This is a genomic window from Nocardioides sp. cx-173, assembly GCF_021117365.1.
GTDB lineage: Bacteria > Actinomycetota > Actinomycetes > Propionibacteriales > Nocardioidaceae > Nocardioides.
On sequence record NZ_CP088262.1, the window covers coordinates 3,164,756 to 3,189,424 of the forward strand.

At 73.2% G+C, this 24,669-nt stretch carries 23 protein-coding genes; 7 read left to right on the top strand and 16 right to left on the bottom strand.

The window, feature by feature from the left end; genetic code table 11:
- Positions 1–8: 8 nt before the first annotated feature.
- The 5 genes from LQ940_RS15390 to LQ940_RS15410 form a co-directional block, all read right to left on the bottom strand.
- Positions 9–2,978: a UPF0182 family membrane protein gene (locus tag LQ940_RS15390; RefSeq protein WP_231243176.1), complete on the bottom strand. Its 2,970-nt coding sequence runs from the start codon at positions 2,976–2,978 to the stop codon at positions 9–11.
- Positions 2,975–3,571 carry a PPA1309 family protein gene (locus LQ940_RS15395; RefSeq protein WP_231243175.1) on the bottom strand — a complete coding sequence of 199 codons (597 nt, stop codon included), beginning with the start codon at positions 3,569–3,571 and terminating at the stop codon, positions 2,975–2,977. Before LQ940_RS15395 ends, LQ940_RS15390 begins: the two co-directional genes overlap by 4 nt.
- Positions 3,568–4,644: a YlbL family protein gene (locus LQ940_RS15400; protein WP_231243174.1), complete on the bottom strand. Its 1,077-nt coding sequence runs from the start codon at positions 4,642–4,644 to the stop codon at positions 3,568–3,570. The genes LQ940_RS15395 and LQ940_RS15400 overlap by 4 nt, the downstream gene beginning before the upstream one ends.
- A gap of 51 nt (positions 4,645–4,695) precedes the next feature.
- Positions 4,696–4,977: a hypothetical protein gene (locus LQ940_RS15405; RefSeq protein WP_231243173.1), complete on the bottom strand. Its 282-nt coding sequence runs from the start codon at positions 4,975–4,977 to the stop codon at positions 4,696–4,698.
- Between the two features lie 156 nt (positions 4,978–5,133).
- The gene (locus LQ940_RS15410; protein ID WP_231243172.1) at positions 5,134–5,562 is read right to left on the bottom strand and encodes a molybdenum cofactor biosynthesis protein MoaE; all 429 of its coding nucleotides are present in this window, start codon (positions 5,560–5,562) and stop codon (positions 5,134–5,136) included.
- A 42-nt stretch (positions 5,563–5,604) separates the two neighbouring features.
- Here LQ940_RS15410 and LQ940_RS15415 point away from each other — a divergent pair, with 42 nt between their 5' ends.
- Both LQ940_RS15415 and LQ940_RS15420 read left to right on the top strand, forming a co-directional pair.
- Positions 5,605–6,930 carry a zinc-dependent metalloprotease gene (locus LQ940_RS15415; protein WP_231243171.1) on the top strand — a complete coding sequence of 442 codons (1,326 nt, stop codon included), beginning with the start codon at positions 5,605–5,607 and terminating at the stop codon, positions 6,928–6,930.
- Positions 6,927–7,547: an NUDIX hydrolase gene (locus tag LQ940_RS15420; RefSeq protein ID WP_231243170.1), complete on the top strand. Its 621-nt coding sequence runs from the start codon at positions 6,927–6,929 to the stop codon at positions 7,545–7,547. The genes LQ940_RS15415 and LQ940_RS15420 overlap by 4 nt, the downstream gene beginning before the upstream one ends.
- Here LQ940_RS15420 and LQ940_RS15425 read toward each other — a convergent pair.
- From LQ940_RS15425 to LQ940_RS15435, 3 genes are all read right to left on the bottom strand, one after another.
- Positions 7,472–8,011 carry a M48 metallopeptidase family protein gene (locus LQ940_RS15425; protein ID WP_231243169.1) on the bottom strand — a complete coding sequence of 180 codons (540 nt, stop codon included), beginning with the start codon at positions 8,009–8,011 and terminating at the stop codon, positions 7,472–7,474. The genes LQ940_RS15420 and LQ940_RS15425 overlap by 76 nt on opposite strands.
- Before the next feature lie 9 nt (positions 8,012–8,020).
- Positions 8,021–9,052 carry a PHP domain-containing protein gene (locus LQ940_RS15430; RefSeq protein WP_231243168.1) on the bottom strand — a complete coding sequence of 344 codons (1,032 nt, stop codon included), beginning with the start codon at positions 9,050–9,052 and terminating at the stop codon, positions 8,021–8,023.
- 331 nt (positions 9,053–9,383) lie between these two features.
- Positions 9,384–10,175 (bottom strand): enoyl-CoA hydratase/isomerase family protein, encoded by a 792-nt coding sequence (locus LQ940_RS15435; RefSeq protein ID WP_231243167.1) that lies wholly within the window; start codon positions 10,173–10,175, stop codon positions 9,384–9,386.
- Between the two features lie 200 nt (positions 10,176–10,375).
- Between LQ940_RS15435 and LQ940_RS15440 the strand changes: the two genes are divergently transcribed.
- Both LQ940_RS15440 and LQ940_RS15445 read left to right on the top strand, forming a co-directional pair.
- On the top strand, positions 10,376–10,534 hold the full coding sequence (locus tag LQ940_RS15440) for a DUF5679 domain-containing protein (protein ID WP_091115022.1): 159 nt from the start codon (positions 10,376–10,378) through the stop codon (positions 10,532–10,534).
- 151 nt (positions 10,535–10,685) lie between these two features.
- The gene (locus LQ940_RS15445) at positions 10,686–11,570 is read left to right on the top strand and encodes a hypothetical protein (RefSeq protein ID WP_231243166.1); all 885 of its coding nucleotides are present in this window, start codon (positions 10,686–10,688) and stop codon (positions 11,568–11,570) included.
- A gap of 16 nt (positions 11,571–11,586) precedes the next feature.
- Here the strand turns inward: LQ940_RS15445 and LQ940_RS15450 are convergent, their stop codons facing one another.
- The 5 genes from LQ940_RS15450 to LQ940_RS15470 form a co-directional block, all read right to left on the bottom strand.
- The gene (locus LQ940_RS15450; protein WP_231243165.1) at positions 11,587–11,748 is read right to left on the bottom strand and encodes a hypothetical protein; all 162 of its coding nucleotides are present in this window, start codon (positions 11,746–11,748) and stop codon (positions 11,587–11,589) included.
- Positions 11,749–11,880: 132 nt separating this feature from the next.
- Positions 11,881–12,078 (bottom strand): hypothetical protein, encoded by a 198-nt coding sequence (locus LQ940_RS15455; RefSeq protein ID WP_231243164.1) that lies wholly within the window; start codon positions 12,076–12,078, stop codon positions 11,881–11,883.
- A 53-nt stretch (positions 12,079–12,131) separates the two neighbouring features.
- Positions 12,132–12,479: a WhiB family transcriptional regulator gene (locus LQ940_RS15460; RefSeq protein ID WP_231243163.1), complete on the bottom strand. Its 348-nt coding sequence runs from the start codon at positions 12,477–12,479 to the stop codon at positions 12,132–12,134.
- 135 nt (positions 12,480–12,614) lie between these two features.
- The gene (locus LQ940_RS15465; protein ID WP_231243162.1) at positions 12,615–12,848 is read right to left on the bottom strand and encodes a hypothetical protein; all 234 of its coding nucleotides are present in this window, start codon (positions 12,846–12,848) and stop codon (positions 12,615–12,617) included.
- 144 nt (positions 12,849–12,992) lie between these two features.
- A complete protein-coding gene (locus tag LQ940_RS15470) occupies positions 12,993–15,032 on the bottom strand; it encodes an ATP-dependent DNA helicase UvrD2 (RefSeq protein ID WP_231243161.1) in 2,040 nt (679 codons plus the stop codon).
- Between the two features lie 74 nt (positions 15,033–15,106).
- Here LQ940_RS15470 and LQ940_RS15475 point away from each other — a divergent pair, with 74 nt between their 5' ends.
- Positions 15,107–15,352: a mycoredoxin gene (locus LQ940_RS15475; protein WP_231243160.1), complete on the top strand. Its 246-nt coding sequence runs from the start codon at positions 15,107–15,109 to the stop codon at positions 15,350–15,352.
- A gap of 65 nt (positions 15,353–15,417) precedes the next feature.
- Here the strand turns inward: LQ940_RS15475 and nudC are convergent, their stop codons facing one another.
- Positions 15,418–16,332, bottom strand: coding sequence for an NAD(+) diphosphatase (gene nudC, locus LQ940_RS15480; RefSeq protein WP_231243159.1), 915 nt, complete (start codon positions 16,330–16,332; stop codon positions 15,418–15,420).
- A gap of 29 nt (positions 16,333–16,361) precedes the next feature.
- On the opposite strand from nudC, the gene deoD reads away from it, so the two are divergent.
- Both deoD and LQ940_RS15490 read left to right on the top strand, forming a co-directional pair.
- Positions 16,362–17,078 carry a purine-nucleoside phosphorylase gene (gene deoD, locus LQ940_RS15485; protein ID WP_231243158.1) on the top strand — a complete coding sequence of 239 codons (717 nt, stop codon included), beginning with the start codon at positions 16,362–16,364 and terminating at the stop codon, positions 17,076–17,078.
- 28 nt (positions 17,079–17,106) lie between these two features.
- Positions 17,107–18,153: an FAD-dependent oxidoreductase gene (locus LQ940_RS15490; protein ID WP_231243157.1), complete on the top strand. Its 1,047-nt coding sequence runs from the start codon at positions 17,107–17,109 to the stop codon at positions 18,151–18,153.
- On the opposite strand, the gene LQ940_RS15495 is transcribed toward LQ940_RS15490, so the two are convergent.
- A complete protein-coding gene (locus LQ940_RS15495) occupies positions 18,143–21,346 on the bottom strand; it encodes an ATP-dependent DNA helicase (RefSeq protein WP_231243156.1) in 3,204 nt (1,067 codons plus the stop codon). The two genes, LQ940_RS15490 and LQ940_RS15495, sit on opposite strands and share 11 nt — an antisense overlap.
- Positions 21,343–24,591, bottom strand: coding sequence for an ATP-dependent helicase (locus tag LQ940_RS15500; RefSeq protein ID WP_231243155.1), 3,249 nt, complete (start codon positions 24,589–24,591; stop codon positions 21,343–21,345). The genes LQ940_RS15495 and LQ940_RS15500 overlap by 4 nt, the downstream gene beginning before the upstream one ends.
- Between the last annotated feature and the right edge of the window lie 78 nt (positions 24,592–24,669).

A 24,669-nucleotide genomic window follows, 5' to 3' on the forward strand; every position in this document is an offset into this window, starting at 1 on the left:
AAATCGGGTCACTCGGCAGGCTGCTCCTCCGCCGGGCTCGCCTCGTCGGCCGCCGCGTCGCGCTGCTCGGCGAGGTCGATGGCCTGCTGGACGAGCTCCGAGGCGCGCTCGTTCTGCTCCTGGTAGGTGCCCAGGTCGTTGGCGGCCAGTGCCTCGTCAGCCCGGTCGAAGGCCGCCTGCGCCTGGTCGAGCAGGTTGCGGATCCGCTGGTCCACCGAGAGGCTCGGATCCGGCGGGGTGTCAGGGCCGGGGCTCGGCTTGGGCTCCTGACCGGCGATCTCGTCCACGTCGAGCACGTCCTTGAGCGCGTCGGTCATGGTGCCGCCGATGCCGACCTCGCCGCCGTAGGAGGCGAGGACGAAGCGCAGGATCGGGTAGCCCGATGTCGACGAGCGGACGGCGTAGACCGGCTCCACGTAGATCAGGCCCTGGTCGACCGGCAGCGTGAGCAGGTTGCCGAACTTCGGCGGCGAGTCGCCCGAGGTGTAGGGCAACAGCGCCTCGCGGACCTTCTCGTCGTTGCTGAACTCGTTGGCGATGAGGCCGGGACCCTGGGTGTTCTGGTCGGTGAGCTCGCGCACGGTGATCTTGCCGTAGTCCGGCGAGGTCGCGTCGGAGTTGACCGACACGAAGGACGCGAGGTTCTCCTTGCGGTACGGCACGAAGGTCGAGGTCAGCGACCAGGTCTCCTGCGTCGCCCCCTCCCCCTCGGCGGGTGCCTCGTCCACGAACAGCCGGTACGGCGGCTGCAGCAGGTCGCCCTTGGTGTTGGGGTCCTGCGGGACCTCCCAGCGGTCGTTGCCCTGGTACCAGTCGTTGGCGTCGGTGATGTGGTAGCGCGCGTACTGGTAGCGCTGCACCTTGAACAGGTCCTCGGGGTAGCGCAGGTGCTTCATGAGCTCGTCGGAGATCTCCGACTTGTCCTCCACCGTGTCCGGGAAGGCGCCCATCCACGCCTTGAGCAGCGGGTCCTCCTCGTCCCACTCGTAGAGCGTCACCGTGCCGTCGTAGGCGTCGACGGTCGCCTTGACCGCGTTGCGCATGTAGTTGATCTCGTCGGTGGGCAGCGTGGCCAGGCCGTCGTCGTCCTGCAGCGAGTCGGTCGTCATCTCCTCGAAGGACTCGCGCTCGGCGCTGGGGTAGCGGTCCGTGGTGGTGTAGCCGTCGAGGATCCACACGACCTTGCCGTCGACGATGGCGGGATAGGCGTCCTCGTCGACGGTCAGCCACGGCGCGACCTTCTCGACGCGCTCGCGCGGGGTGCGGTTGTAGAGCACCTGGCTGTTCTCGTGCACCCGCCCCGACAGCAGGAAGTTCGGCTCGCCGAACTTCACGGCGTACATGAGCTGGTTGAAGGTGGAGCCGATGTCGACCCCGCCCGCGCCGTCGTACGTCGTGGTCTGGTCCTCGTCCTCGGTGCCGCTGGACAGGCTCAGCTCGACGCTGCCGGCGTCCTCGGAGGCCTTGCCCACGACGGAGTAGTCCGGGCTGTCCTCGCCGAAGTAGATCCGGCTCTCGTAGCCGCCGGTCGCCTGGGTGAGGTCGTCCTGGCGGCTGCCGTCGCGATCCTCCTGGTTGCCCTCGGCCCACTGGATGTCGGTGCCGGGGCTGTTGTCGTCGGTCCCCCGCTGGTTGGCGTAGGCGGCGATGACGCCGTTGCCGTGCGTATAGACGGTGTGCAGGTTCGACCAGTTCTTGTCGGCGTCGTTGATCTCGTCCTGGTCGAGCTCGCGCACGCCGAGGACGAGGGCGCGCTCGACGCCGTTCATCTCGTAGCGGTCGACGTCGAGCACCGGCGCGACCGAGTAGTAGGCGCGACCCTGCTGGTTCTGCTGGAAGGTCGCCCGCACCAGCTGCGGGTCGACGAGCGGCACCGATGCGGTCTGGCTGCTCAACGCGGAGGCCAGCTCCGGGTCGGCGCTGGAGTTGCTCGTGTAGGGCTCGCTCTCCACGTCGGTGAGGTCGTACGCCGCCCGGGTGGCCTCGATGTTGGCGGCGATGTACTCCGCCTCCTTGTCCGCCTCGGAGGGCTTGACCTGGAACTGCTGCACGATGCCGGGCCAGATCATGCCCAGGAGCACCGCCGACAGCGCGAGCAGCGCGAGGCCGACCGACGGCAGGGTCCAGGTGCGGCGCCAGACGTTGAGGAAGAACAGGACCGCGCAGATCAGCGCGATGCCCATGAGGATGCTCTTGGCGGGCAGGACCGCGTGGTCGTCGGTGTAGGTGATGCCGGTGATGAGGCGACCCGACTGGTTCACCAGGTCGAAGCGGTCGAGGTAGTAGTCCCCGGCCTTGACCAGGACGAACAGCCCGAGCAGGACCGACAGCTGGACCTGCGCCGCGCCCGAGAGGCGGTCCCGGCGCGCCTGCAGTCGCACCCCGCCGTACAGGTAGTGGGTGACCGCCGCCGCGAGCAGCGCGATCACGATCGTCGCCATCATGAAGTCGACGAGGTAGTGCAGGAAGGGCAGGTCGAAGACGTAGAAGCCGATGTCGCGGTTGAAGTAGGCGTCCTCGCTGCCGAACTCCTGGGAGTTGCGCCACAGCAGGTAGTTGCGCCACTCCCCCGCGCCCGAGGTGCCGGCGAAGAGGCCGAGCAGCAGCGCGACCCCGACGACGATCCAGGTGCGGATAGGGGTGACGGCGTCGCGGTAGCGGTCGAGACCACCCTGCTCCGGCGAGGTCGGGCGGAACAGCGGCCGGTAGCGGTAGGCGAGCACCACGTTGACCGCGACCACGAGACCCATGAACGCGCCGAACGCGATGAACAGCCCGGTCCGGGTCCAGAACAGCGTGTTGAAGACGTTGCCGTAGCCCGACGAGCGGAACCACAGCCGATCGGTGTAGATCGCCGCGAACGTGGTGAGTCCGAAGAACGCGACGATGAGCACGACCGCCGAGACGATCAGCGCCCGCGAACGACGCGACGGCGCAGGGGCCGGGTCTCGGGGGTCGTCGTCGAACAGCTCACTCACGGGTTCTCCTCGGGTTCTGCGGATTCTGCGGTATCTGGCTCGTCGGTCAGGGTGGCGCCGAGCAGCGCGAGCAGCCCGGGCACCAGGTCGATGCCCCCGACGACCGACTGGTCGTCATCGTGGGCGCGCAGGCGCAGCGCACAGTACGTCGCGCCGTGGCGGGTGGCGCCCGCCACGATGCGCACTTCCTGCCGGTCGGGATGCTCGCGGGCGTAGCGCTGGGCCTCGGTCTCGTCCTCGGGGATCTGCGCGTCGGCGTCCGGCGGTAGCACCAGCCGCTCCACGACCGCCGCGCAGCCTAACACCTCCGGGGGCCAGCTGATCGTCTCGAGCGCCCGCTCCAGCTCGACCTCGGGGCTCAGCTGGTCCTGCTCGATCGCGGTCAGCGAGCCCTGCTCGGAGGCGTGGTCGAGGCCCATCGCCGCAGCCAGCGCCGGCTCGTGCGAGACCAGGCGGGCGGTGTCGACGAGCGCGTAGAGGCGGGCCGGCTGGTCCCAGCCGTCCTGGGCGAGGTGGCTCTCGATCTCGAGGATCGCGGAGGCGAGTGCCGGGTCCGCGTCGAGCGGGTCGGCCGGCGGCTTGGTCTCGGTCATGCGGCATCCTCGCAGGAGGGAAGGTCCGCGTCGGGATCGGCGACCCAGTCCTCGATGGCCTCGCGGGCCTCGTGCATCGTCGTGGCGCGCACCAGTCTCATGTCGCCGGGGTCGGCGCCGAGGGCCTCGTCACAGTTGTCGGCGGGCACCAGGAACAGCTCGGCCCCGTCGTCGCGCGCGCCGGCGATCTTCTGCTGGATCCCGCCGATCGGCCCCACCTTGCCGGCCGGGTCGATCTCGCCGCTCCCGGCGACGACGTGGCCGCCGGTCAGGGAGCCGGGCGTCAGGGTGTCGTAGATCGACAGGGCGAACATCAGTCCCGCGCTGGGACCGCCGATGTTGGGGTCGATGTTGACCTTCACGTCGAAGGGGAAGACGAACCCGTTGCCGGGGGTGATCCCGATCATCTTCTGGCCCTTGACCGTGCGCGGCTCGATCTTCACGTCCAGCTCCGTGCGGTCGCGCCGGATCCGGAGGTCGACGCTCTCTCCGGGCTTGGTCGCCTTCACGGCGTCCTGGATCTGCTGGGCAGAGGTGACCTTCTCGCCGTTCACCTCGAGCAGGACGTCGCCCACCAGCAGCTTGCCCTCCGCGGGCATCCCCTCCTCCACGAAGCTGACCTCCACGGCGCTGGTGAACTTCACCCCGAGCTCGCGCAGCGCGGCCGCGATCGCGGCGTCCTGCGAGGTCACCATCGACACGGCTCCCTCGCGGTCGTTGGACTCCTGCGTCTCGTCTTCGTCGTAGACAGCGTCGTAGGGGTAGACGGCGTCGTCGGGGCTGATCCACGCGGCCATCAGGTCGAAGAGGTTCTTGCGGCAGCCGCTGCCGCAGTCGCCGGCGTCGTCCTTCGGCAGCGAGACCAGGACCGTGGTCATCCGCAGCTCGCCGTCGTCGCGGTAGGCCTGGTGACCGTCGACCTGGATGATCTCCGAGCCGTCGGTCTCCGCGAGCACGTCCACGGTCTGGCCGGGCCGGTAGGTGACGTAGTCGAGCGGCAGGAACGCCGCCAGCACGAGCAGCACGAGCACCAGTGGTCCCGCGATCAACGCGGCCATCAGGCGCTGGCTCATGGCGCCAACCCTCTCATCCCGGCCAAGGTGCGACCGGCGCCGGGATCAGGCTCAGGACACGCGGCGCTGCGGGGGCTCCTCGGCCGGTGGCAGGGAGCGCACCGGCGCGCTCGTGCGCGACGGGCGTACGGCGATCCCGGTGCTGCGGTCGCGCTCGCGGGTGCGCGACACGTAGCGCGGGACGCGCGACGGCCTCTCCAGCGCCTGCCCCAGGCGGCGTACGGCGACCTCCCGGTCGACCTCGCCCCGCCCCTCGCGCCCGAGCCAGCTCACCCAGAGCATCGCCAGCACCGTGACCACGGCGGGCGGCACGAGCCAGAGCAGGATCTCCACGCGTTCGAGCCTACGACGCGGGGCGGGGGTCACCGGGTCTCGACACGCTCGCTGCCGCTCGCGGCTCGACCACCGGGTCTCGACGCGCTCGTCCTGGCAGGGACTCGGTGGTCGAGCCGGGCGAGCGCCAGCGAGTCCGTGTCGAGACCCGGCGAGCTACGGCGCGCCCACCCACTCCTGGGTGCCGTCGTCGAAGACCTGGTGCTTCCAGATCGGCACCTCGTCCTTGAGCGTGTCGATCAGGTCCCGCGACGCGTCGAACGCCTGACCCCGGTGCGCGGCGGCGGTGGCGACGACGACGGCGATGTCGCCGATGTCGAGGTGGCCGACGCGGTGCACCGCGGCGAGCCCGTGCACCTCGTGGCGCCCCGCGACCCGGTCGCACACCTCGCGGAGCCGGTCGAGGGCGCTGGGATGCGCGGAGTAGTCCAGGCCGGAGACCCCCTTGCCGCCGTCGTGGTCGCGCACCCGGCCGATGAACACGGTGACGCCACCGTCGGTCGGGTCGTCGAGCACGCCGGTGACCTCCTCGACGCTCAGCGGCGTCTCGCGGAGGTCGACGAGGCGGACAGCGGGATGGGCCACACACCGACCCTACGGGTTGCCGGAGAGCAGTACCGTGGCCTCATGAGCACAGGATCCGGAGATGGCTCCGGCGAAGGACCAGACGAGGGCCAGAACCCCTTCAAGGGCACGCCGTTCGAGCAGTTCTTCAGCGGCATGACCGGCGGGCCGGGCGGCCCCGGCCTCGGGGGGATGCCCGACCTGAGCCAGGTCTTCGGCCAGATCCAGGCGATGATGCAGCCCTACGACGGCGCCCTCAACTGGCAGGTGGCCGAGGACGTCGCCCGCAAGACGGTGGCGCAGAGCCCGGACCCCTCCCCGACCCAGCGCCAGAAGGACGCCGTCGCCGACGCCGTGCGCCTGGCCGACCACTGGCTCGACGGCGTGACCGACATCCCCTCCGCGGTCACCTCGACCGCGGCCTGGAGCCGCGCCGAGTGGGTCGTCTCGACGCTCGACTCGTGGAAGGTGCTGGTCGAGCCCGTCGCCGAGCAGTCCGTGACGGGGATGGCCAAGGCCCTCCCGCCGGAGGCCCAGGCCGCTGCGGGGCCGATCATCGGCATCCTCGGCAAGGCCATCGGCGCGATGCTGGCCAACCAGGTCGGCTCGGGGCTCGGCAGCCTCGCCGGCGAGGTGCTCACCGCCTCCGACATCGGCCTGCCCCTGTCGGCGCGCGGCCACGCCGCCCTGATCCCGGCCAACATCACGGCGTTCGCCGAAGGCCTGGACGTCGGCGAGGACGACGTCCTGCTCTACCTCGCGCTGCGCGAGGCCGCGCACCAGCGCCTGTTCGCCCACGCCCCGTGGCTCCGCGAGCACCTCGTGGGTGCGGTCACCCAGGTCGCGGGCGGCGTCGAGATCAACGTCGAGGGACTGCAGAGCCGCATCCAGGAGCAGATGAGCGGCCTGGACCCGACCAACCCCGAGTCGATGCAGCAGCTGCTCGAGGGCGGGCTGTTCGACCTGCCGCCGTCGCCGGCCCAGAAGGCGGCCCTCGAGCGCCTGGAGATCGCGCTCGCCCTGGTCGAGGGGTGGGTCGACGAGGTCGTCGGCCAGGCCACCGCCGAGCGGATGCCCACGGCGTCGCGCCTGCAGGAGGCCGTACGCCGGCGCCGCGCCGCCGGCGGGCCGGCCGAGGAGACCTTCGCCGCGCTGGTGGGGCTGGAGCTGCGCCCGCGCCGGCTGCGCGACGCGTCCACCCTGTGGGGCTCCCTGCGCCAGCGCCAGGGCCAGGAGGCCCGCGACGGCGTGTGGCTGCACCCGGACCTGCTGCCGACCGCGGCGGACCTCGACGACCCGCTGGGCTTCCGCGAGGACGCCGCCGCGCCGAAGTCCCTCACCGAGGACGACTTCGACGCCGAGCTGCGCAAGCTGCTCGACGGCGAGTGACCCTGCACGCCGACGCGCTGGCGAGCCTGCGCGGCTGGCCTGCGCCCTCGGCGGCGCAGGAGGCGCTGCGCCAGCGCTACCTCGCGCATCTCGAGGCCCACCCCGACGGCCTGCGCCGCGAGTGCCGTCCCGACCACCTGACCGCCAGCACCCTGGTCCTGAGCGCGGGGCTCGACCGGGTGCTGCTGACCCTGCACGCCAAGGCCCGGCGCTGGTTCCAGCTGGGCGGCCACTGCGAGCCCGGCGACGCCACCCTCGCCGGCGCGGCGCTGCGCGAGGCCGTCGAGGAGGGCGGCCTCGCGGATCTGCGCCTGGACCCGGTGCCGGTGCAGCTCAGCGAGCACGCCGTGCCGTTCTGCGGTCCGGACCTGCCCGGCGGGCCGGTGCACCATCTCGACGTACGGTTCCTGGCGCTGGCGCGCCCGGATGCCGCACCGGCGGTCAGCGAGGAGTCGCTGGACGTCGCGTGGTGGCCGGTGGACGCGCTGCCCGACCCCGGACCCGACCTGGTCGAGCTGGTCGAGCTGGCGGTGTCACGGGCTCAGGCGTCCTCGACGCCGGGGAGCGCATCGAACGGGGCCTCGAGCTGGGCGGCGGCCGACCAGCCCTCGAGGTAGCCCTTGGCCTTCTCGGCCTGCGGGTAGCGGTCGACCCAGCCCCAGAACGCCGCGTCGTGGCCCGGCTCGATGAGGTGGGCGAGCTCGTGGACCAGCACGTAGTCGACCACCCAGCCCGGCATCCCCTGCAGCCGCTCGGAGAGCCGGATCGTGCGGTCGCCGGGCGTGCAGGAACCCCACCGGGTCAGCTGGTTGTCCACCCAGCGCACCGTGCTGGGCGCGGCCAGCCCGCCGAGGTACTCGTCGCTCAGGCTCCTGGACCGGGTCAACAGGTCCTCGTCGGTGAGCTGCCGCCGCTTCTCGGCCCGCTCGATCCGCTCGACCATCGTGCGGACCCACTCGGTCTCCTCGGCCCGGGTCAGCGAGGCCGGCACGAGCACCACGATCCGGTCGCCCTCGCGGTAGGCGGAGACCGTGCGGCGGCGCCGCTTGCTGCGGCGTACCTCCACCTCGGCCCCGGTCATGGGCCGAATCTACTTCCGCGCCCACTCCAGTAGGCGCTCTTTCGGCCAGGTGTTGACGATCCGGTCGGGGTCGATGCCCGCCGCCTCGGCCCGCTCGCAGCCCAGGACCAGGAAGTCGAGCTGCCCGGGAGCGTGGGCGTCGCTGTCGATCGAGAACAGGCAACCGCTGTCGCGGGCGAGCTCGAGGAGCGCGGTCGGCGGGTCGCGGCGCTCGGGACGGGAGTTGATCTCCACGGCGACGTCGTGCTCCGCGCACGCCTCGAAGACCGCCTTCGCGTCGAACTGCGACTGGCCGCGGGTGCCGCGCCCGCCGGTGACCAGGCGGCCGGTGCAGTGGCCCAGGACGTTGGTGCGGGGGTTGCGGACGGCGCCGATCATCCGCCGGGTCATCGCCGGGGCGTCCATCTTCAGCTTGGAGTGGACGCTCGCGACGCGCACGTCGAGGCGGGCCAGGAGCTCGTCGTCCTGGTCCAGGGAGCCGTTGTCGAGGATGTCCACCTCGATGCCCTTGAGCAGCGTGAACCCCCCGGCCAGGTGGTCGTTGACCGCCTCCACGACGCCCAGCTGGCGGGTGAGCCGCTCGGCGCTGAGCCCGTGGGCGATCGTGAGCCGTGGCGAGTGGTCGGTGAGCACCAAGTAGTCGTGGCCGAGCTCCATCGCGGTGATCGCCATCTCCTCGACCGGCGAGCCGCCGTCGGACCAGTCGGAGTGGGAGTGCAGGTCGCCCCGCAGCCGGGAGCGCAGCGCGGCGCCGCCGTCGGTCAGCGGGCCGGACAGCTCCGCCTCGGCCGTCGCCAGGCGATCGGGCAGCTCCCCGCGCACGGCCGCGGCGATCACCTTCGCCGAGCTCGCGCCGACGCCCGGCAGGTCGGTCAGCGTGCCGTCCGCCACCCGGCGGACCAGCTCCTCCTCGGGCAGCGGCAGGATGGCGGCGGCCGCGCCGCGGAACGCCTTGACCTTGTAGGTGTCCTCCCGGGCTCGCTCCAGCAGGAACGAGATCCGGCGCAGCGCGGCGACCGGCCCGGCGTCGTACGAGGTCATCCAGGCGCTCCCTCTTTGAGGTATTTCCCGAGAACTTTCCGTCCACACGCGGTGGAGGACCATCGTCGCAGGTCAGGGTGCCCACGGCGGCAGATCCCGGGCGTGTCCTCCACAGGCCACTCCCGCCTGTCGGCCCCATGTCCACCGGTGGGTGCGGGTTGTCCACAGAGTTGTCCACAACCTTGTCCACAGGCGGGGGTCGGGACGCGTTGACCGGGGGCGGCCCGCTCTCTAGCGTTCGGGACGGACGAGGCCCCCGGGCCGCGAACCGGCACTCGCAAGGGGAAGGCGAGTGGCGTGACGCGGCGCGGGGGCCTCTTCCCGTCTCGGCTCAGCGGCCGGTGAACTCCGGCGGGCGCCGCTCGCGGCTGGCCCGGATGCCCTCCTGCAGGTCCGCCGTCGCGAGCGTGAGCGGCTGGGCCATGGCCTCCCACTGCAGACCGGCCTCCAGGTCGGCGTGGCCGTGGCGCAGCGCGAGGGTGGTGAGCCGGCTCGCGATTGGGGCGGTCGCCGCGATCCCGGCGGCGGTCTCCAGCACGTCCTCGAGGAACCTCTCGCGCCCGTGCACCCGCGAGACCAGGCCCAGGCCGAGCGCCTCCTCGGCCTCGACCACCCGGCCGGTGAGCAGCAGGTCCCGCGCGATCGCCGGGCCGACGACGTCGGGCAGCAGGTACGTCGCCGCCATGCCCGGGTGCATGCCGAGCCTGACGAAGGGCACGCCCAGCTTGGCGCCCGACGCGGCGTAGCGCAGGTCGCAGGCCAGCGCCAGGCACAGCCCCGCCCCGATCGCGGCGCCGTTGATCGCGGCGATCGTCGGGACCTCCAGGCGCCGCACCGAGAGCCAGGCGCGATAGAAGGGCAGCATCCGCTCGCGCAGCTCGTCGACCGTCGCGTCGGGCTCGCCGGCGATCCAGGACGTGTCGCCGCCGGAGCAGAACGCGCTGCCCTCCCCGGTCACGACGACGGCGCGCACGGAGCGGTCGGCGGCGAGCTCGTCGACGGCGGCGACCCAGGAGGACGTCATCTCCTCCGACATCGCGTTGCGCTGGTCGGGGTTGTCGAGGACCAGGAGGGCGACACCGGGAGCGGGTCGCTCGAGGCGCAGCTGGGTGAGATCGGGCATGGCCGCACCCTACTGAGCGCGGAGCGAGCGGTACGGCGGGCCACGGACCGATCTCAGGCGCGCGGGGCGCCTGTCACGCCCTCGCGCCCTCGTGCCGTAGGGTCGAGTCGGTTCGGTGGCACCCGCCGCCGAGCTTCCGGCGGGCTTCCCCATCATCCCCGCCGCGACGACCGAGTGAGTAACTAGGCAAGGAGGCCGTCATGGCGGAGACCTGGAGCGGCGAGTTCTACTGCGTGAAGTGCAAGGAGAAGCGCGAGGCTGAGGGCGAGGTGAAGGTGAACGACAAGGGCACCCGCATGGCCAAGGCCGTGTGCCCCGTGTGCAGCACCAACCTGAACCGCATTCTCGGCAAGGCGTGATCCACGACTGACACGCCCCACCCGCTGCGCGGCGGTGCCATCCCCTCGGGGGCGGCACCGCCGCCTGGCATTTCGGCCACCGCTCGGCTCTGGAGGGTGGGCCTGTGGAGAGGGACGACGACCGGGCCCGCGTCGGTGCGAGGCTCGGCACATGGCCGTCTCACCGCCCCTGCCCGGTCTGCCCGCCCGCCCCGTCCTGCGCCCGGGGATCGCGGTCGCGCGCCACGACGACCAGCACCTACGCGTGGGGACCGATCCGCCGCACCGCCTCGTCGTCGGTGACCGGCCCGTCGTACGCCGCCTGCTGGACGCGCTGAGCGAGGGCCGCCCACTCCCCGACCTCGACGGCGCCGCGTGGCTGGTGCTGCGCGGCCTGCACGACGCCGGCCTGCTCGTGGACGCCGACGTCCTGCAGCGGCTGCGCCCCGAGGACCCCGCACTGGTGGCCTGGACGCAGTTCGGCGCCTCGGCCGCCGAGCGCCTCGAGGCCCGTGCCACCGCCCGGGTGGGGGTCTGGGCAGCGCCGGAGGTCCGGGAGCCGGCGGCACGGCTGCTGCGCGACGCCGGTGTCGGCGTGCGCGAGCCCGGCGAGGAGGCCGACGTCTGGCTGGTGGTCTCCGAGGGCGAGCTGAGCCGGGCCGCGCTGGACGACCTCGTGCGCGACGGCGTCCCGCACCTCGCGATGGCCTCGTCGCTGGGCGCGGTGCGGCTCGGCCCGTTCGTGGCGCCCGGCACCACCGCGTGCCTGCGCTGCGTGGACGCGGCGCTGGCCGAGAGCGACCCGCGCCGCGCGCTGGTGGTCGAGCAGACCACCCTGGAGCCCGGCGTCCCCGGTCCCCCGCGCGACCCGGCCCTCACCCACCTGGCCGTCGGTTGGGCGGTGCGCGACCTGCTGCGCTACGTCGAGGGCGAGTGCCCGTCCACCTGGTCGACCACCTACGACCTCGGCCCGCTCGCCGCGCCGCAGCCGCGCCGCTGGCCGCGCCACCCGCACTGCGGCTGCGCCTGGGACGACCTGCTCACCGTCGCGATCTGAGGATCGTTGGCCCCGCTCACCAGTGCTCGCGGTCCAGCTTCGCCTCCATCGCGCGCAGGTGCTCGCGCGAGCACGTGTCGCAGTAGCGGCGGGTGACCCGGCCCTCGACGGAGGTGGTCCAGGTCAGGGTGGCGGAGGCGTCGGTCTCCCGACGCCCGCAGAAGTCGCACGTGACCATGGGGACGAGGCTAGCGCCGCGGGCCCGGAGCCGGCCGAGACGGGAAGGAGCCGGGTACGACGAGTTCGTCGTACCCGGCTCCGGGTTCACCCGCGATCAGGGTGGCGGTGATCGAGACGATCACCGGGGGTCCTACAGAGCGCGAGCGAGGGCGAGGCGTGCCTGCTGCGCGGCCAGCTCGGCCTTGCGGCTGAGCCGGCGGGCACGGGCAAGACGGCTGCCCATGCGCAACGATTGCGCCTCTCCCAGGCGCGCGGCCATATGCGCGCGCGCCAGGTCTTCGGTCAGGAGGTGGTTCATGTCGGTACTCCGGTTCTGATTCAGGTTCATGGATGGTGGTGGTGCTTTTCCGAGGCGGTGCTCTGGTCGGGACAGGCGGCCGCCTACGCGGCGGCCTCGTTCTTGCGGGGTCGGCCGCGCGGACGCTTGCGGGGGATCACTGCTCCCTGCAGGAACAGCTCGCCTCCCCAGACGCCCCAGGGCTCACGCCGGTCGAGGGCTCCGCTGAGGCACAGTGCCTGGACGGGACAGTCCTGGCACAGGGCCTTGGCGAACTCCACGTCGGTGGGCGACTCGGCGAACCACAGCTCGGGGTTGTTGACCCGGCAGGGCAGCCGCTCGTGGTCGACGTAACCGGCCTGGTCGTGCAGGTGGCCCAGGGTCGTCTCCGAGGAGAGCTCGTGGCCCGGCTCCTGCTGCCCGGCGGTGCGGTCGAGAACGCTGATGGTCATCCATCTCACCTCCTGTCGGTGACCTGATCGCGGTGGGTGGTGCGGTGTGGCGGGGAGATCGAGGCCTTTGACAAACACAAAGGCCGCGGATCCCTTGGTGGGTTCCGCGGCCTGGAGGTGAGCCAGTCTGTTATCTCAACAGGGTGGCGAACTCCAGGCGTGGGTCCCCGGGACGTAGGCGGCGGCGACGCGAGCCACCTGTCCCTTGACGACGGCGCGATCGCGGACGATCTCCATACCTCGAAGATCGACGGACCACCGGCCCGTCGCCGGGGTGGCGAAGGCGGCGTGGCCGCACATGGGCATGCCAAAGCCGGACGCCATCCCCTGGTTGGACGGGGTCGTCATCGTGATGGTGTTGGTGATCATGCGGGCCACCTCCTTCAGTGCTTCGGGCGCCGGCCTTGTCAGGACCGTGGTGCGCGGCTTATTCGATGACGACGAAGTTACCGCCACCGCGATGTAATGAGCAAACGATTTTATGGCTATTTCCGGCATTTCCTGCGAACCGCTCTAGACCAGCAGCTCCAGGAGCTCCTCGCCATAGCGCTCGAGCTTGCTCTCGCCGACCCCGCTGATGCGCAGCAGCGCCTGCGGCGACCGGGGCCGGTGCTCCGCGATGAGCTGCAGCGTCGCGTCGGTGAAGATGACGAACGCCGGCACCTCGTCCTCGCCGGCGCGCTCCTTGCGCCACTCCCGCAGACGGTCGAACAGCGCCTCGTCGTAGGACGCCGGGCAGTCGGTGCAGCGGCCGCGCTTCTTCTCCGCGCCGGTGCGCAGCGGCTTGCCGCACTCGCGGCAGTTGGCCACCCTGCTGCGGCGAGCGGTCGCGGGCTCGCTGCGAACGGCGTCGGGAAGCAGGGGGTCGAGGAAGCGCGACGGCTTGCGGCGGGCGGCCTGGCCGGGGTTGCGGGCCTGCGCCCAGGAGAGGGCGAGGTCCACGCGGGCGCGGGTCATGCCGACGTAGAGCAGGCGGCGCTCCTCCTCGATCGCGGCCGGGGTGTCGGCGTAGACGATCGGGAGCGTGCCGTCCTGCAGACCGCACAGGAACACCGAGTCCCACTCCAGGCCCTTGGCCGCGTGGAAGGTGGCGAGGGTGACCCCTTCGGCGACCGGGGCATGCTGCTCGGCGGCGCGGCGGTCGAGGTCGTCCACGAACGTCCCCAGCGTGGCGCCCTCGCCCCGGGCGAACTGCTCGGCCTGGCTGACCAGCGCCTGCCAGGACTCCCAGCGGTCGCGGGTCTGGCCCCGCCCGGTGGGCGGCTCCGCGGTCCAGCCCATGCCGGCCAGGGTGGCGCGGACGACGTCGACCAGCTCGCCCACTCCCCCGTCGACCTCCGAGCTGCCCGAGCGGGCGGCGCCGCGCAGCCGGGTCACCGCCTCACGCACCTCGGGCCGGTCGAAGAAGCGGGCGGCGCCGCGGATGACGTACGGGATGGCGAGGTCGGACAGCGCCTCCTCGTAGGCCTCGGACTGGGCGTTGATGCGAAATAGCACCGCGATCTCCGACAGCGCCCGCCCGCTCCCCCGCAGGGCCTGGATGCGCCGGGCCACCTGGTGGGCCTCGGCGACCTCATCGGGCGCGGGGGTGAAGGTGACCGCGGGACCGGCCGGACGCTGGGCCCGCAGCTGGACCGACTGGGTGGCGGAGCCCGCGAGGAGCGTGTTGGCGGCCTCGACGACCTGCGGCGTGGAGCGGTAGTTGCGCACCAGCTCGACCGAGGTCGCGCCGGGGAACTTGGTGGTGAAGCCGGTGAGGTAGTCGGCGTTGGCGCCGGCGAAGGAGTAGATCGTCTGCGCCGGGTCGCCGACCACGCAGATCTCGTCGCGGCCGCCGAGCCACAGGTCCAGCAGCGCCGACTGCAGGGGCGAGACGTCCTGGAACTCGTCGACGACGAACCACTTGTACTGGCGGCGTACCTGCGCCGCCACCCGCTCGTCCTCGGCCAGGATGCCGGCGGTCAGCAGCAGCACGTCCTCCATGTCCATGCGGCCCTGGGCGCGCTTGACCTCCTCGTAGGCGGCGAAGACCCGGCCCACGGTCTCGGGGTCCTGGCCGGACACCGTGCGCCCGCGCGCCTCGGCGAGGCGGGCGTAGTCGTCGGGGTGCACGTTGCTGACCTTGGCCCACTCGATCTCCGAGGCGAGGTCGCGCAGCAGCGCCTGGTCCGAGCTGAGGCGCTGCCGGCGGGCGGCCGAGGCGAGCATCCCGATCTTGGACTCGATCAGCGTGGGCAGCTCGGTGCCGTGGACGTGGGGCCAGAAGTAGCGCAGCTGGCGCAGCGCCGCGGAGTGGAACGTGCGGGCCTGGACCCCGCCCGCGCCCAGTCCGCGAAGGCGCCCGCGCATCTCCCCGGCGGCGCGCGTCGTGAACGTCACCGCGAGCACCTCCGAGGGCGCGTAGACGCCGGTGGCCACGCCGTGCGCGATCCGGTGGGTGATCGCGCGGGTCTTGCCGGTGCCGGCGCCGGCGAGCACCCGCACGGGGCCGCGCAGCGCCTCCGCCACACGCCGCTGCTCGGGGTCGAGCGCGGCGAGCAGGTCGTGGGACAAAGGAACAACTCCTGCGTCGAGATGGTTGTATCGGCTGCAGTCACGACCCTAGACGCCGGAGGCGACAACCCCACATGAGCAGCTTCACGATGTACACGACTCCCTGGTGCGGCTACTGCCACCGGCTGAAGAGCCAGCTCGACCGCGAGGGCATCACCTACGACGTGGTCGACATCGAGCAGCAGCCCGAGGCCGTCAAGATCGTCGAGTCCGCCAACAACGGCAACCAGACCGTCCCCACGCTGGTCTACTCCGACGGCACTGCCCAGACCAACCCCTCCCTGGCCCAGGTCAAGGAGAAGGTCGCCTCCCTGGCCTGACCCACCGCTGACCCGTCACAAACTTTCTGACGGGTCAGCGGCTTTTCCGTGCAGTTGGTGACGGGTCACCAGTGGCTGCCGGGAAGCGGGGCGCCGTACCAGTGCTCGACGAGGCTGCGACTGATCGAGACGCCGCTGGGGAGCAGGACGTCGCCGGCCTCGGCCTGCTCGCGCATCTCGGCCCGGGTGAACCAGCGGGCCTCCTCGATCTCGTCCCGGTCGACGACGATCTCGGTGGTCTCCGCGCGCCCGACCATGCCGAGCATCAGGCTCGCCGGCAGCGGCCAGGGCTGGTTGCCGAAGTAGCTCACCTCGCCGACTCGCACGCCCACCTCCTCGGCGACCTCACGCCGTACGGCGTCCTCGAGGGTCTCTCCCGGCTCGCAGAAGCCGGCGAGGGTGGAGAAGCGTCCCTCCGGCCAGACCGCCTGACGGCCCAGCAGGCAGCGCTCGTCGGCCGCGCCGGGCTCGCCGTCGGTGATCAGCATGATCACGGCCGGGTCGGTGCGCGGGAACTGCGGGCGCCCACACGCGGTGCAGCGCAGCTCGTGGCCGGCCGCCTGGGGCTCGAGGGCCCCGCCGCAGCGCGGGCAGAACCGGGTGGCCCAGAGCCACTCGGCGAGGCCGAGCGCGTGGAAGACCAGCGGCGCCTCGTCGGTCGAGGCGCCGGCGAGGGCCGGGAGCAGCCCGCGCAGCGGGACCCAGGCGTCGGACTCCTCCGCGGCCAGGGCGCCGTCGGCGATGACCGCCCACCACGTCGTCGCGTCGCGCTCCCCGAGCAGCACCCGGGTGCCCTCGGGCGCCTCGGCCGGGGACACCCACTCCAGCGCGCCGTTGCGGGGCCGCACGCGGGTCCCGGCCACCACCAGCACCCGGGTCCCCGGCTCCGCCCAGCGCTCCGCCAGCCAGCTGTCGTCCTTGCGCTGCTGCCCGAGGCGGTCGTGGGCGGGTGAGGCGAGGCGCAGGTGGGGATATGTCACGACCCGAAGTTAGTCCTAGGGTCCATGCCATGAGCACCCACATCGCCGCCCAGCCCGGCGAGATCGCGCCCGTCGTCCTGATGCCCGGCGACCCGCTCCGCGCCAAGTGGATCGCCGAGACGTTCCTCGAGGACGCCCGGTGCTACACCGAAGTGCGCGGCATGTACGGCTTCACCGGCACCTGGCGCGGGCAGCGGGTCTCGGTGCAGGGCTCGGGCATGGGCCAGCCGTCGATGGCGATCTACCTCAACGAGCTGTTCACCGAGTACGACGTGCAGTCGGTCATCCGGGTCGGCTCCTGCGGCGCACTGACCGAGCGCCTGGCGGTGCGCGACCTGGTGATCGCCTCCGGCGCGTGCACCGACTCCGCGATGAACCGGATCGCATTCGGCGGGCTGGACTACGCCCCGGTCGCCGACTTCTCGCTGTTGCGCGACGCGGCCGCCGCGGCCGAGGCCCTCGAGACCGAGGCATCGGTCCACGTCGGGCTGGTCTTCAGCAGTGACTCGTTCTACCCCGCCCGTCCCGAGTTGTCGGCGCGGATGGTGGAGTACGGCGTCCTCGCCGTCGAGATGGAGGCGGCCGCGCTCTACACGCTCGCCGCCAAGCACGGCCGCAGGGCGCTGGCCGTCTGCACGGTGTCGGACCACGTCGTCACCGGCGAGGAGACCACCGCACAGGAGCGGGAGCAGACCTTCGGCGACATGGTGGAGATCGCCCTCACCGCGGGGCTCGCCGAGCAATAACCAGCACTCCCCCGGCGTTGCAGCCGGTGTGGAGATCCTTGACGCGGTGGTGATCGGCGCCGGCCAGGCCGGTCTGTCGACGGCCTACCACCTGGGCCGTCGCGGCCTGTCGCACGTGGTGCTCGACGCCGACGAGGGCCCGGGCGGCGCCTGGCAGCACCGCTGGGACTCGCTGACGATGCACGAGGTCCACGGCATCGCCGCGCTCCCGGACTCGGCCGCCCCGGGCGGCTCCGAGCGCCGCGCGAGCGACGTGCTGCCGGCGTACTTCCGCGCCTACGAGGCCGCCCACGACATCCCCGTGCTGCGCCCGGTCCGCGTCGACCGGGTCACCGACGACGACGGCCTGCTCCTCACCCACGCCGGCGAGCGCACCTGGACCAGCCGGACCCTGGTCAACGCGACCGGCACCTGGAGCCACCCCTTCGTGCCCCGCTACCCCGGCATGGAGACCTTCGCCGGCGAGCAGCTCCACACCGCCGACTACCCCGGCGCCGAGCACTTCCGCGGCCGCCGCACGGTGGTGGTCGGCGGCGGCGCCTCCGCGGTCCAGCTGCTCGGCGAGATCGCCCTGGTCACCGACACCCTCTGGGTCACCCGGCGCCCCCCGGTCTGGCGCACCGACGACTTCACCCCCGAGGCCGGACGGGCCGCGGTCGCGCTGGTCGAGGACCGGGTACGCCGCGGCCTGCCGCCGGCGAGCGTCGTCAGCGTCACCGGCCTGGCCCTGCGCGAGCAGGAGCAGGCGGCCGCCCGGCTCGGCGCCTACGAGCGCCGCCCGATGTTCGCCTCGGTCGAGCCCGACGGCGTCCGCTTCGCCGACGGCGCCTTCGAGCCGGCCGAGGTCATCTTGTGGGCGACCGGCTTCCGCCCGGCGGTCACCCACCTCGGGCCGCTGCGCCTGCGCAGCCGGCACGGCGGGATCCGGCTGGACGGCACCACCGCGGTCGCGGACCCGCGGGTACAGCTCGTGGGCTACGGCCCCTCGGCCAGCACCATCGGCGCCAACCGGGCCGGCCGTACGGCGGCGCGAGGCGTGGCGGCCTGGGTCGACCGGGCGCAGGCTACGGCCTGAGCAGCCGCTCCAGCTCGTCGCGACCCGGCAGGTCGTCGGGCTCCACGAGCAGGTCGCTGCGCACGTAGTAGAAGCCGGCGCGGACCTTCTCGAGCGGCACGCCGTGCAGCTCGGCCCACGCCAGCCGGTAGACCGCCAGCTGCAGGGGGTCGGCGTCGTGGCTGCGGCTGGTCTTCCAGTCGACCACCAGGAACCCGCCGCCGGGCTCGTCATAGACGGCGTCGATGCGCCCGCGCACCACCTGTCCGTCGAGGACCAGCGCGAAGGCCGGCTCGACCACGTGCGGCACCCGGTCGGCGAAGCTGCCCTTCTCGAACAGCTCGACGAGCTCGGCCAGCTCGGCGTCGTCGGCCACATCGGCGTCGCCGCGCCCCGAGAGCTCGTCGGGGTCCAACAGCGACTGCTGGCCGAAGCGGGCCTCGACCCACGCGTGGAAGCGGGTGCCGAAGCGGGCCGCCGGCGACGGCTGGCGCGGCATCGGGCGCGCCAGCTCGCGGGCGAAGGCCTCGGGGTCGTCGCGCAGCCGGGCCAGCGCCGTGGCCGACAGGCTGGACGGCAGCGGGACCTCGACGTCGGCGGCCCGGTCCTGCCGGGCCTCGGTCAGCAGCCGGTCGATCTCGGCGTCCCAGTCGGCGACCTGCGCGGCCTGGACCATGTCCAGGCCCTCGTCCGGCGCGCCGGCGTCGGCGGCCCGCACGCGCGCAGCCGCGTCGAGGCGCAGCCGCGCCTCGACGCCGCGGTCGGTCGGCGGCCAGGGCCGGGCCGGGTCGAGCGCGTCGTAGGGGTTGGGATCGCCCTTGACGGGCTTGTCGCGCCAGGTCTCGACCGGCTCGCCCCACGCGGCGAGCTGCTCGCGCACCACGCGCTGGTAGTCCGAGGGGCCGTAGGGCGTGGCCCGCGTGCCCCAGCAGTAGGAGGTCACCGAGAGCAGGTGCGCGGCGCGGGTGAAGGCGACGTACCCCAGTCGCAGCTCCTCCTCCGCGTCGTGGGCGCGGGTCGCGGCCCGGTAGGCGTCCAGGGCCGCCTTGTCGGAGCCCTGGAGCTGCGGCAGGTCCGCCGCGTCGCCGCGCAGCGGCGCGGGCAGCACCGAGGGCGAGGACGTCCACAGGGTCCGGGAGCGGTTGGAGGGGAAGCGGGACTCGCACACCCCGACCAGGAAGACCGAGGCCCACTCCAGGCCCTTGGCGCGATGGACGGTCAGCAGCTTGACCGAGTCGGCCTCGCTGGGCGTCGCGATGTCCAGGCCGTTGCCCTGGTCGTCCTCCGCGGTGAGGTAGGCCAGCAGCGCCGGCAGGGTCACGTCGCCGTCCACGGCCTGGAAGTCCGCCACGGCCTTGACGAAGAGGTCGAGGTTGTCGCGCCGCGCCGCCGCGGCCGGGCTGACCGCCGAGGCCAGCTCGACGTCGACCCCGGTGGTCTCCAGGATCCGGCGGACGACGTCCAGCAGCGGCTCGCCGATGTGGGTGCGCAGCTGCCGCAGCTCGGCGGCGAGCAGGGCGAAGCGCTCACGCGCCTCCGGGGAGTACGGCGCCTCGCCCGGGTCGGCGATCGCGTCGTCCAGGGCCGGGATCTCGGCGGGGTCGATGCCGTCGGCGATCTCGACGAGCTGCTCGCCGATCGACGGCGACTCGGCTCGCCGTAGGTGGCGCCCGGCGAGCTCCTGCGCGCGCCGGCTGAGCAGGCGCAGGTCGCGCGGGCCGATGGCCCAGCGCGGCCCGGTGAGCAGCGTGAGCATCGAGGCGTTGGACGTCACGTCGTGGAGCAGGTGCAGGGTCGCCACCACCTCCGCGACCTCGGGGAGCCGGAGCAGCCCGGAGAGCCCGACGATCTCGACGGGGATGGAGGCCCGGGTCAGCGCGTCGAAGACGTCCTCGGCGTGTGCGTTGTCGCGGGTGAGCACCCCGATGTCGGACCAGGCGCCGGTGTGGGCGAGCTGCACGGCCGAGACCAGGTGCTCGAGCTCCTCGGCGTGGGTCTCGAAGACGGCCGTGCGGACCGTGCCGCGCTCGGCGCCGGGCTTGGCCAGCAGCGGTTGCACCTGGTCGTAGGCCTCGTAGAGCGGTGCCGCCAGCCGGTTGGCCACCTCGAGGATCCGCTCGTCGGAGCGCCGGCTCACCGTCAGGTGGTACGTCGGACAGGTGCCGGCGGCGGCCGGGAAGGTGTCGGCGAAGTTGAGGATGTTGGACACCGAGGCGCCGCGCCAGCCGTAGATGGCCTGGTTGGGGTCGCCCACGGCGGTGACGGCGTGACCCAGGCCGGTGTCGGGGGTCGGGCCGGAGAAGAGCCGCGAGAGCATCGTCGCCTGGGCCACCGAGGTGTCCTGGTACTCGTCGAGCAGCACCACCTTGAACTTCACCCGCTCGGCGGCGCCGACGTCGGGCTGGTCCTCGGCGAGCCGGGCGCCGAGCTCGATCTGGTCGGAGAAGTCCATGAGCCCCAGGTCGCGCTTGAGCCGGCGGTAGCCGGCGACCAGCTGCAGGAGCTCCGCGCGGCGGTCGATCGCGGAGATCGCCTTCTCGCAGGCCTCGCGGTGCCCCTTGCGGTCCTTGCCGGCCCGCTCCTCGACGATCGCGCGCTCGAACCCGCGCCGCGCCTCCTCGTCGACGGCCCGCACGTCGGCGGCGCTGCGCAGGTGCTCGCTCATGGCGCCGTCGAGCGCGAGGAGGTTCTGGATGGCGGTGGCCGGATGGTCGGTGAGGTGGCGCACCTCCCCGGTGAAGCGGTCGACCACCCGCGCGCCCAGCTGGTAGCGGGCGGCGTCGGTGACGACCCGGGTGTCGGGCTCGTGCCCGATGCGCAGGCCGTGCTCGGTGAGCAGGTTGGCGGCGTAGGCGTTGTAGGTCAGGACGGTGGGCTCGATCGGCTCCTCGTCGCCGTCGCGGACCGAGGCGTCCAGGGCGCCCGCCGCCACCAGGGCCTCGCGGATCTTGCGGCGCAGCTCGCTGGCGGCCTTGGTGGTGAACGTGAGGCCCAGGACCTCCTCGGGCCGGACCTGGCCGGTCACGACGAGGTAGACGACCCGGGCCGCCATCAGCGTGGTCTTGCCCGAGCCGGCGCCCGCGATGACGACCGCGGGACTCAGCGGCGCGGAGATCGCCGCCCACTGCTGGTCGCTGGGCGCGTAGGGCGTCCGCATCACCCGTTGCAGGTCCTCGGGCGTCTCGATGCGCAGCGGCTGCGAGGTCGTCGTCACTGGTCGGTCACCGACCCGGCGCTCTTGATCGGGCAGATCGGCACGAAGGAGCAGTCGCGGCACTGGCTCCCGGCGATCGCCGGGAACCGCTCGGTGCGCAGGAGCTCTGCGGCGCGCACGAGCTCGGAGCGCAGGGCGCCGCGGTAGGGCCCGTCGTCGGCCTGGGCGTCCTGGGTCTGCACGGCGGCGCTGGTCGAGTCGTCGAGGATGCCGAGCTGGACCAGCTCGGCTCCCCCGGCCCGGGCCTCGACACCCTCGGGGACCAGGTCCGCGACGGCGCCACGGTCGACGGCGTACTGGTACAGGCCGAGCTGGACGTGCTGCTCGACCGACTTGTCGCTCGGCTTGGCGCGCCCGGTCTTGAGGTCGACCACGACCACGGAGCCGTCGGAGGCCAGCTCGACCCGGTCGGCGTAGCCGGTGAGCTGCACCTCGACCGGCTCCTCGTCCTCGCCGCCCAGGGTGACCACCGCGGAGAAGGGGTGCTCGGTCGCGAGCAGCGTGCGGGTGTTGGCGTGGTGCCACTGCAAGAAGCGCGCCAGCGCCGCGCGCACCCGCTCGTGCTCGCGGGCCTTCGACCACGGCGTGCGGAACTCCAGGCGGTCCCACACCTCGTCGACGTGCGACATCAGCGCGTCGACGTCGCCGGGCCCGGCGTCGATCTCGCCGGAGGCGACCCGCTCGGCGAGCGCGTGGAGGAGCTGGCCGAGGTTGGCGGACTGGTGGGCCCGGGCGACCCCGCCGGCCTCACGCTCGAGGAACCACTGGGTCGGGCACACCATCAGCGACTCGAGCACGCTCGAGGAGACCGGGACGGGCAGGTCGGGGTCGCGCACGGGCTCCGGGGAGCGCGAGCGCGCGCGGGTGCCCCACCAGGTGCCGGGGTCGGCCTGCGGCACGAGCGGCCGCGGACCGGCGGTCTCGTCGGAGAGCCGCGCCAGCCGGCGCGCCGCGGCGTCGCGCAGCGGCTCCGGCGTCTCCGGGTCGGCGAGGGTACGGCGCAGCTCGCCGACGAGCCCGCCGATCGAGAGCGGCCGCGCCGGACGCCCCACCACGTGGGCGACGTCGTTGACGCCGAGCTCCTCGAGGAAGCGCGAGGGCTGCTCCCCCTCGTCCTCGGGCGACTGGACCGCGGTGACGACCAGCCGCTCGCGGGCGCGCGTGCACGCGACGTAGAAGAGTCGGCGCTCCTCGAGGAGCAGCTCGCGGGCGGTCACGGGCGGCACCAGCCCGTCAGTGCCGATCCGGTCGGCCTGCAGGAGCGTCGTACGCCGGCGCAGGTCGGGCCAGGCGTCCTGCTGGACGTGGGCGACGACCACCAGGCGCCACTCGAGCCCCTTGGCACGGTGGGCGGTCAGCAGCCGCACCGCGGCGCCGCGGGCGCCGCGCTCGGCCAGCGTGTCGGCCGGGATCTGCTGGGCGGTCAGCGTCGCCAGCAGGTCCGCGACGCCGAGGTGGACGCGCTGCTCCTCGGCCCGGGCGACGACCTCGAACAGCGCGCAGATCGAGTCCAGGTCGCGGTGCGCCCGCCGCGCGGCACCGCCGCCTGCCTCCACCGAGCGCCGCAGCCGCTGGGGCCAGGAGGTCCCGGCCCACAGGTGCCACAGCACCTCCTCCGCGGAGGCGCCCTCGTCGAGGGTGGCCCGCGCCCCGGCCAGCAGCTGGCCCAGCGTCCGGGCGCGGGTGATCTCGGGGCCGTGGAGCCCGTCGAGGTAGGACGGGTCGACGACCGCGCGGCGCACCAGCTCGCGCGAGGGCGCCGGCGAGGTGGCGTCGGCGTGGGCCCGCTCCTTGGCGCGGACCCGCAGCGCACGGGCCAGGCGGCGTACGTCGCCGGAGTCGAGGCCGCCGAGCGGACCCAGCAGCAGCGCCTCGGCGCGGGTGGGGTGGAGGTAGTCGACGTGGTCGGGGTCGTCGTTGTCGAGGTTGACCACCGCCAGCATGGCGTCGAGCAGCGGCAGCACCGCGGGGTCGCGGACCAGCGGCACCTCGTCGCTGGCGACCTCCACGGGCACGCCGGCGGCGCCGAGCGCCCGGCGCAGCGGCGGGATCGAGGTCCGGCCCGAGCGCACCAGGACCGCCATGTCGTCCCACGCGACGCCGTCCTCGAGGTGGGCGCGGCGCAGCAGGTCGGCGAGGTGCTCGGCCTCGGCGCGGTCGGTGTCGAAGGTGCGGACCACGACCTTGCCGTTGCCCAGCCCCGGCGCGTCCGCGAGGGGCTCGAGGAACGCCTGCTTGGCGGTGTCGGGGATCGAGCCCGGCAGCGCCAGCCGGGAGGCCACGCGCTGGGAGGCGAGCAGCAGGTGCGGTCCGAAGCGGCGGGTGGTGCGCAGCGCGACGACGTCGGCCGGCCTGCCGTCGGCGTGCGGGAAGGCGGCCGGGAAGTCGAGGATGCCGCGCACCTCGGCGCCCCGGAAGCCGTAGATCGACTGGTGCGGGTCGCCGACGACGGTCAGGTCGCGGCCGTCGCCGGCGAGCTGGCGCAGCAGCGCGACCTGGCCGGGGTCGGTGTCCTGGTACTCGTCGACGAAGACGTGCCGGTAGGCCGCGCGCAGCTCGTCGCGGTGCTCGGCCGCCTCGATGGTCGCGCGCCGGATCAGGTCGGAGTAGTCGGTGGCGCCGACGTAGTCGAGGTTGGTGAGGTACTGCTCGAGGAAGAGGCCGGCGGCCACGAACTCCGGCAGGTCGTGCTCCTCCCCCAGCGCCTTGAGATCGGCGCCGTCCTTGCCCTTCTCTCGGGCGCGAGAGAGCACCGCGTTGACCTCGCGGGCGAAGCCGCGGGTGCCCAGCGCGCGGTGCAGCGACTCCGGCCACGACACCGACTCGGGATGGTCGCTGAGCAGCTCGCGCAGCACGACGTCCTGCTCCGGGGCGGAGAGCAGCCGCAGCGGGGCGGCGTAGATCTCGGCCGGCGCGTAGCGGCGCACGAGGCCGTAGGCGAAGGAGTGGAACGTCGCGCACAGGCTGGTCGCCATCGTGCGCCCCAGGCGCGCGGTGACCCGGTCGCGCAGCTGCTCGGCCGCCTTCCGCGAGAACGTCAGCGCCAGGATCTCGTCGGGGCGGGCGCCGTCCTCGACGCGGCGCACGATCGCCTCGACCAGGGTCGTGGTCTTGCCGGTGCCGGGGCCGGCGAGGACCAGCAGCGGCCCGCCGGGGTGGTCGACCACGCGCTGCTGCTGCTCGTCCAGGCGGGGCACGTCGACGCGCGCCTCCTGCCGGACGAGGTGGTAGGTCGGCGCGCTCACGGGACCACCTAACCAGGGGCCACCGACACCGGGTTGGACCGACCTGGCCAGCCGGCGTTGGAGCGCGGCAGCTCCGCA